Source organism: Moorena sp. SIO3B2 (assembly GCF_010692525.1).
In the GTDB taxonomy this organism is placed as follows: Bacteria; Cyanobacteriota; Cyanobacteriia; order Cyanobacteriales; family Coleofasciculaceae; genus Moorena; species Moorena producens.
This window is the reverse complement of sequence record NZ_JAAHHE010000144.1, coordinates 1-7319: the sequence shown is the minus strand read 5'-3', so window position 1 is coordinate 7319 and position 7319 is coordinate 1. Positions and strand designations below refer to the sequence as shown.

Sequence of the window (7319 nt, the reverse complement as noted above, 5' to 3'; positions counted from 1 at the left end):
CAATGCCCCTCTCCCCCATCTCGCCACACTCCATTAAGGGAGTCGGGAGCGGTGCGACCCGTGGCGAATTTAATTACGGGTCAAGCGCACCGAGGGAGTCGGGAGCGGTGCGACCCGTGGCGAATTTAATTCGCCTACGGAAAGCGCACCGAGGGAGTCGGGACTGGCTAAGCGGGAAAATTGAATGTACCCCTTCAGATCTCAAACGCTATAACCGCTTTTATCATACCTATGAGGTACAGTCTTTATTGGAGCTCATTGCCTTTAAAAGCTTCAAAATTAATGTCTTATTACTTCTGCCCTCTGCCTTAAAAGGATAAGCAAAGTACCTCACCAAAATGAAAATTGCTATATCATCAAACCCAATCGTGATTTCTCATAACACCAAGAAATCCGGCGTTGCTGAATCAAAAAATGGTATATAGCGCTTTTTATCCTCATGAGGTACACATATTTTTTTACCTCTTCCCTCTTCCCTCTTCCCTCTTCCCTCTTCCCTCTTCCCTCTTCCCTCTTCCCTCTTCCGAAGTCCCTGCTCCCTAAAACCCAAAAACTTGTACCTTACTAGATTAAAAACCGCTATTATACCATAAAATGGTAAAAAAAGGTAGGTCTTTTATTTGCAACAAAACCTACCTATTAACAATGTTACCCACATTATACCAAAACCACCTAACAAGGAAATTTACTCTAGCCGAATATATTTCCTTAAAAATTTTCGTCAATCTCTTACAGTCAATTAAAAAAGTGAGTTTATAAAAGTTAGCCAATGCTCTCCCTTTACCGATTAAATTTGAAAGTATAATAAAAATAATTAAAAGATTTTTATGATCTCCCAATCTAACACTTGACAAAGTTTGGTTGCCAATAGTTGAAGACTGATTGAAAACCTACTTTACTGATAATCAAATAATTTATTTAGCAATTGATAGAACGAATTGGGGTTCCATCAATTTATTAATGGTTAGCTTAATTTGGGAGAAAAGGGCGTTTCCAGTATATTTTACTTTGTTGCCAAAGGGAGTAGTAATTTAACAGAACAACAAATAATCTTGTCAAAAGTTATCCCGCTTCTTGATGCAGTCGCTCATGGGGTAAACCCCATGAGCGACTGCATCAAGACAAGGAGTTAAAGTTACCAAAACCCGTGGTTTTTCCAGTTTTAATGTTGCTGGTAAGTGGCAACGTAAACTCAAAGGAAGAGCGCCGTTCGCGTAGCGTGGCCATTCGCGCAGCGTGGCCCAAAGGCCAAGGCCAAAGAAGGATGGTTTATTTTGACAAACTTTGATAAATTAGAGTTGGCAATTTCCGCTTACAAAAAAAGATTTAATATAGAGTGTTTAGAGATTTCAAGAGTGGTGGTTATAATTTAGAAAACACTAAAGTTGAGGGTAAACGGTTTATTTCTATAGTTTTATTGATATCTATAGCTTATACTTCTGCAACTTTTAAAGGTCAACATATTAAACGTAAAGGAATCCAAAGTTATGTGGGTCGTGTAAAAGAATATGGACGTATGGAGCGGAGACATAGCGGTGCGACCCAAGGCCGGGTTCCCCGGCCTTGGAGGCGCGCACCGTCCAGTTTTTACGTTGGTTTATATGGTCAAACCTGGATAAAGTTTAAGGATGTTTGTCTAGAATTAGTAACCGAATTAATGAAATTAAATCCTAATAAACGAAAGTATTATCAACGAGGTTTAAGGGCTATGTCGCTTATAGAATCTGCGTTTTAGCTTATTTCGTCACCCCCTCAGATTTTTTATACTAATTTACCACACTTAATCTAGGAGAGCCATTTATTTTTGGTTTGTGTCAGGTTAATTATTTCCTAATCACAATTACATACTAGGCGGTTTTTTTTAGGTATGCAAGGGGTTTTTAAAAGGCTTAGGGACATTAAAAATGCCTTGTGTCTTTTAGGTAGTAGTAATTGGTTATTCGTCATTTTTCCTTTGGATGCCAGCCCTTTGCCTGGAATACTATGGGATTATTATTCGATTAGATAAATAGCTAATTAGGGAAATTAGGGACATAATTATTGCTGTTTTTTCTTTTGTTATTTTATTTGTTGTGGGAGAAAAAGAATGAAGTATAGCGGTCTTTAGGGAGCAGGGACTGAGGCCGTGGGTCACGCGGGGCGCGTTCGGAGCAGGGAACAGGGAACAGGGAACAGGGAATAGGGAACAGAGAACAGAGAAGAGGGAATAGGGAGTCGGGAGTCGGGAGTCGAGGGGAGTCGGGAAATGGGTAAATGGGGAGATGGGGAGAATTATCCCGGATATTTTCGTAGATTTGGATACATATTTTGAGGAGTTTCTAGGCTCTGATTTAGGTCACAGCGTCGAAGCCTGTGCTACAAAGCTGTTTGATATATGCGATCGCGAAAGTATTGGTGAAATAGTCCAGTCAATTTTCCCCGCCCCGACTGGGATCTCCCGACTGTTTGATATATGCGATCGCGTCTGTAATCGTGATCAGCTCCAGTCAATTTTCCCCACCCCGATTCCCGACTCCCGATTCCCGACTCCCGATTCCCGTTCCCCTCCTGGGAGGGGTTAGGGGTGGGTTCCGATTCCCGATTCCCGATTCCCGACTCCCGACTCCCGACTCCCGACTCCCTAATTTATTAGCAATTCAATATTTTGTTCAACCTTAAAATATTAATTAATTTAAATTAATATCAAAAATAAGTGACCTTAACGTCGTCAAAGTATACAATAAATATATTGCAATTTTCAGCAAAAGGAAACGAATCATTATGGCTCAAAATTTCGTCCCCAACCCTGGTGATAATCCCAACCAGCCTAGTGTGCCTAAGCCCTCTGGTGAGGGACAGCGACGACGGGAACAAATCAAACATATCTTAAGTGGTTCTCCCCAAGCTGTTCGGAACACAATTTCTACACTTTATGCCGTTGGTTACGCGCAGGTTAATGATTGGAGCACACCTCAACCTACTGAAAATCCTGGAGAGGTGATCAGTATTTTGATTCGATATGTGCTGCTAGATTAAGCTAGATTAAGATAGTAATTTGCCAGGGATTCCAATCCCTGGCTAAGACGAAGCCTCAAGTTTCAAGGATAATTTAGTGTGTTGTGGATTCCGACAATTGACCGGCTAAGTAGAGCACAACTAACATGATTCGGTGGTTTCACTAGTGGCTTGAGGTGCAGCTAGGCTGTGAAGCGTGGAAAATTGCAATAAATAATTCGGTCAAGGATTGGCGTTAACCAAAACTTGACCGAATTTTTTTTAAAAGGGAAGCGGGAGTAAAAACTGAAGTAAATTCCTCTAGACTGCCTGATTTATGGGTGGTGACGGAAATTAACTCTGAAAGGTAACAGTTTCAATGTTGACCTTTGATACTTGAGTGTTGCTAGAGTTGGCTAATTCGCGATCGCGGCTTATATCATGTCCGGATAATTAATGATAAAAAACCATTTCCCTTTAGACATTACTCCTTTTCTTCTGCCAAATGCCAAATGCCAAATGCCAAATGCTTTCGATTTGCCAAAGTGTAACTATTCAACCGGAGATAATATTACCTATTCGTCAAGTCAGGTAAACCTTCAGCAAAAACTCCCCCCTTAACGAGATTGGGGGGAGGAATTTTTCCACACTAATGATCCAGTCCGTTTATGAGCTAGCTGTTGTAGGTTGGTTACCCCAAACACAACAAGACCAGAAGCCCATTAACTAAATAAAATACCGCCACTATCTGGGTCTCTGACCAGCCAGAAAGTTCCAGATGATTGTGGAACGGTGACATTTTTAATAAACGTTTACCCACCCCATTGGCATCTTTGGTGGCTTTATAGTAACTAACTTGAGCAATCACTGAGACGGCTTCTAGGAAGAAAATACCACTAATTATAAATAAACCCCAAAGGTTCCCAGTCAAAAGTCCTACTGCTGCTAGTGCTCCTCCTAGGGCTAGAGAACCGGTATCCCCCATAAAGACTTTGGCGGGATTGCAGTTGTGGGCAATAAAACCCAGGCAACTGCCACTCATACAAGCACAGAAGACCATTAAACCAAGGGAGGTTGGAGCAATCAGGGCAGCTAGTCCTAAAAATGCGATCGCACAGGTTCCTGCTGCTAGTCCATCCACTCCATCGGTAAGATTAGTAGCATTACTTTCTGCTAATAGCACAAATATACCCAGGGGCCAAAACAAAAATCCCAAGGGTAAGACGATTCCCAAGGGTAGGGTGATGTTAGTGATACTGGCTGGCTGCGTTTGTGCTAACCATATACAAAACAGTAAACTGACCACAATTTGTAAGGCCAGTTTCATTCTCGGTGACATCCCTTTATTAGAACGGCGTTGGACTACTTGCCAATCGTCCACCCAGCCGATTAACAGATAGCCAAGGGTGGCTAGGGATACCGCTAGGACTGGGGTAAAATCCTGCTGTGGGAGGAATAATCCTGACCACACCAGGGCAATCACCACCGCTACCGGCACAAAAAATATGCCACCCATGGTGGGGGTACCCGCTTTCTGTAAATGGGATTGGGGACCCTCTTGACGAATAATCTGACCCATTTTGAGTGCTTGTAGAAAGGGGACTGCTCGATATCCAATCCCAGTAGTGACCAGAGCACAGATCAACAGGGGTATGGTGATGGAGTTACCTGCGATCAGGGAGCGAGCTGCTGTCCCATCCAGAATTAATGCACCCAGAGTTAAGCCGATTGATAGAATATATAGGAGTTTAGTTCCCGTTAAGTTGAACAACTGCCCAGACAATCGTTTAGAATCTACCACAAGCCTCTTATTCCTTTGTTGAACACTCCTCACAAAGATACAATTCCCTGTATCTTTGCTTATATCCGTATAATTTACGGTTACGAGTCAAATCCTAACATCAAAGGTCTGCGATCGCTCAGGGTAGGACTGATTTTTGAAAATTTACGAGATGATCAAGCTATGACCGGATCACAGGATGACCGGATCACCGCATCACGCCATGACCGGATCACTACCAAGGTCTGGGGAGATCAGAAACACTACAGATGGTGATGGTCAGCTCGTAAGCATTCAGTTAGCATTCAGTTATCAGCGTGTCGCGTATCAGCGTGTCGCGTATCAGCTAATGGGCTACGCGCAGGCTACGCCAACAGCTTATGGGCTACAGATGGTGCTACTTGAGGTGCTATCAGCGTGTCGCGTATCAGCTTTCAGCTTTCAGCTTTTGAATAAAACAGCTAACCATTTGTTTAACAAGATTCGCGGAATTCCCCAACCTGGCCTTTGGCCAGGCTACGCGAACGTTCAGGTTGGGGATGGATAGCGAAACGACAAGTTGTGACAAATCTTGACGAATCATGCTATAATAATTATGGTTGCTGACCCGCCTGACCGACTAAAAGGCTACCTTGCAAACGGTCTAATATCCAATCAGTTTTAGGCCAAAAGGTATAAAAGTACTAGCGGAGCTCAGGGAAGAGACTTGCCCCAGCTGGTTAGTCATAGTGCTGTAATTCCAAGGTAAGTCTGTCGTGAAAGTTATACGTCCTTAGAAGGCGGATGTCTGCCTGTGGACGCTGAGTAAGACCAATATTAGCGCGGCTTTTAGAGGCGTCGGGGACGCGCGCGGGAAACCCTTTTGACGAATAAGACCGTCCCTGATTTGAGTTGAGAATTGGAAGCCCCAACCGAGAGCGTTGCAGGTTGGGGTACTTCACTCTGAGTTATTTCCACAAAGCTGTTCGCGTAGCGTGAGCCTTTGGCTGACGGCTGACCGCTGACGGCTGACCGCTGACGGCTGACCGCTGACGGCTGACGGCTGACCCCTGAATGCTTACGAACAGCTGGGTTAATCATGGCGCAACTCCACTGTGATGATCACAGCTTTAATCTAAAAAGAGACAATCTTGTTGTCGTTGGCTTAGCCCGCTGGCAATGGCTTGCAACTGGTTTTTAGAGAAGATCATTCTCTCAAAGGTTGTGATCGGTCGTCTAGAAGTGTAGCCAAAAGTCATTGAGTATCGCTCTGATCCAGTAGGTGGTTTCAGACGATGGAAAATGCTGCGTGTGTCAGTAAAAATTACTGTGCCGTAGGGTCCTGAGCAAGGGTTCCAGATAGATTTAGGCGCAATCCTTGCCATGTCTTTATCCGAGACAAAACCAGAACTGTAATAATTGTAGTTCAGGGTTTGAGCTAATGATGAGGTTAAATTTCTGGGAATATATTCAAAAGGGCCACCATCTAACCCCACATCATTCAAGTAGATAATGATTTTCACCATGCGATAGTCTTCTGGATCTACGTGCCATTGCCTGACATGTACTGGTTTTCCATCGGCAATATTCCTTTGAAGGGTTACACCAACAAAGAACACTGGAACACCAAGGTAATTTTCTACAATATCAAGCAATCGTTCGTTAAGTCCCCACTTGAAAATTTGTGGGTAACTAATTAGCTCTTCGCGATAGTTTATATAAGACTGAGTTTTCGGTATGGGCAATGCCCGTAATTTTGGTAATATATCCTCAGCATTATCTATCAGTTCCTTAGAGTAAATTCCTAACTCTTCTAAAGAAGTAACAAACGTTCCTTGTCTGTTTAGATAATTCAACAATGGTAAATCTACTGGTGCTAGGGCAGGAAGGGAATTATAATGGTTTTCTCGTCGGATGAGATAGTCCCCATAGTAGAAATTATGTAGCATCGGTATGCGGAAAGACTCTCTCTTAATTTTTCCCGGTAAACGTTTGGTCTTTTTTACCAAAGAATTACCACTCAAAATCATAAAATCACTAACCTAGTTCTACTTAAATTGATATAATACCACAATCAAATGTATAGGTTAATACTGAATAATGGCATTTTAATAAATCAATATTTTGAAGTTTATATTGCGGTGAAAAGTTTATAATAAGCTAAGTTTATAACTATCTCTTATGACTATAAAATATCTAGCCTATCATCGACTATAAAGTCCGGTTAATCATTTCCCAAATATTTTTTATTTGGTAATGGGTAATCGTAAACTACCAATTCCCAATTCCTAGCATCAGGGTCAGCATTCAGCAGTCAGCAGTCAGCAGTCAGCTTATTTTATTCAAAAGTACCTCAAGTAGTGTGGCACAGGCTTCGACTATCAGCCAAAGGCCTTGGCCTATGGCCACGCTACGCGAATGGCCACGCTACTTGAGGTGCTTATGCGCTATGGGCACGCTACTGTTCGCGCAGCACCTCAAGTAGCGCAATCGGTGCTTTTAGGTGCGACCCGTGGCGAATTTAATAATTAGATGCGGAAAGCGCACCTTTGAATAAAAGAGGTAAGCAAAAGTTTAATCTGAGTTA

The 7319-nt window shown here is 42.7% G+C and carries 9 protein-coding genes and 1 pseudogene; 7 read left to right on the top strand and 3 right to left on the bottom strand.

Annotated elements, in window-relative coordinates; all coding sequences use genetic code 11:
* Positions 1 to 116: 116 nt before the first annotated feature.
* From F6K38_RS24020 to F6K38_RS24005, 4 genes and pseudogenes are all read left to right on the top strand, one after another.
* Positions 117 to 320 (top strand): hypothetical protein, encoded by a 204-nt coding sequence (locus F6K38_RS24020; RefSeq protein ID WP_008179222.1) that lies wholly within the window; start codon positions 117 to 119, stop codon positions 318 to 320.
* Positions 321 to 762: 442 nt separating this feature from the next.
* Positions 763 to 1735: pseudogene (locus tag F6K38_RS24015) on the top strand (transposase family protein); the annotation flags it as partial.
* Between the two features lie 737 nt (positions 1736 to 2472).
* Positions 2473 to 2658, top strand: coding sequence for a hypothetical protein (locus F6K38_RS24010; protein ID WP_287265239.1), 186 nt, complete (start codon positions 2473 to 2475; stop codon positions 2656 to 2658).
* Between the two features lie 102 nt (positions 2659 to 2760).
* Positions 2761 to 3015: a hypothetical protein gene (locus tag F6K38_RS24005; RefSeq protein WP_008179228.1), complete on the top strand. Its 255-nt coding sequence runs from the start codon at positions 2761 to 2763 to the stop codon at positions 3013 to 3015.
* Between the two features lie 649 nt (positions 3016 to 3664).
* Here F6K38_RS24005 and mraY read toward each other — a convergent pair.
* Positions 3665 to 4774, bottom strand: a complete 1110-nt coding sequence (gene mraY / locus F6K38_RS24000) for a phospho-N-acetylmuramoyl-pentapeptide-transferase (RefSeq protein WP_008179230.1) — start codon at positions 4772 to 4774, stop codon at positions 3665 to 3667.
* A gap of 18 nt (positions 4775 to 4792) precedes the next feature.
* Here mraY and F6K38_RS23995 point away from each other — a divergent pair, with 18 nt between their 5' ends.
* Entirely contained in the window at positions 4793 to 5029 is a 237-nt protein-coding gene (locus F6K38_RS23995) for a hypothetical protein (protein ID WP_207554301.1), read from the top strand.
* 73 nt (positions 5030 to 5102) lie between these two features.
* Entirely contained in the window at positions 5103 to 5300 is a 198-nt protein-coding gene (locus F6K38_RS23990) for a hypothetical protein (RefSeq protein WP_287254595.1), read from the top strand.
* Between the two features lie 281 nt (positions 5301 to 5581).
* Here the strand turns inward: F6K38_RS23990 and F6K38_RS23985 are convergent, their stop codons facing one another.
* The gene (locus tag F6K38_RS23985; protein WP_131826982.1) at positions 5582 to 5833 is read right to left on the bottom strand and encodes a hypothetical protein; all 252 of its coding nucleotides are present in this window, start codon (positions 5831 to 5833) and stop codon (positions 5582 to 5584) included.
* A 29-nt stretch (positions 5834 to 5862) separates the two neighbouring features.
* Positions 5863 to 6762, bottom strand: a complete 900-nt coding sequence (locus F6K38_RS23980) for a phytanoyl-CoA dioxygenase family protein (protein ID WP_287254597.1) — start codon at positions 6760 to 6762, stop codon at positions 5863 to 5865.
* A gap of 364 nt (positions 6763 to 7126) precedes the next feature.
* Here F6K38_RS23980 and F6K38_RS23975 point away from each other — a divergent pair, with 364 nt between their 5' ends.
* Entirely contained in the window at positions 7127 to 7264 is a 138-nt protein-coding gene (locus tag F6K38_RS23975) for a hypothetical protein (RefSeq protein WP_287254599.1), read from the top strand.
* The last annotated feature ends 55 nt before the right edge of the window (positions 7265 to 7319 follow it).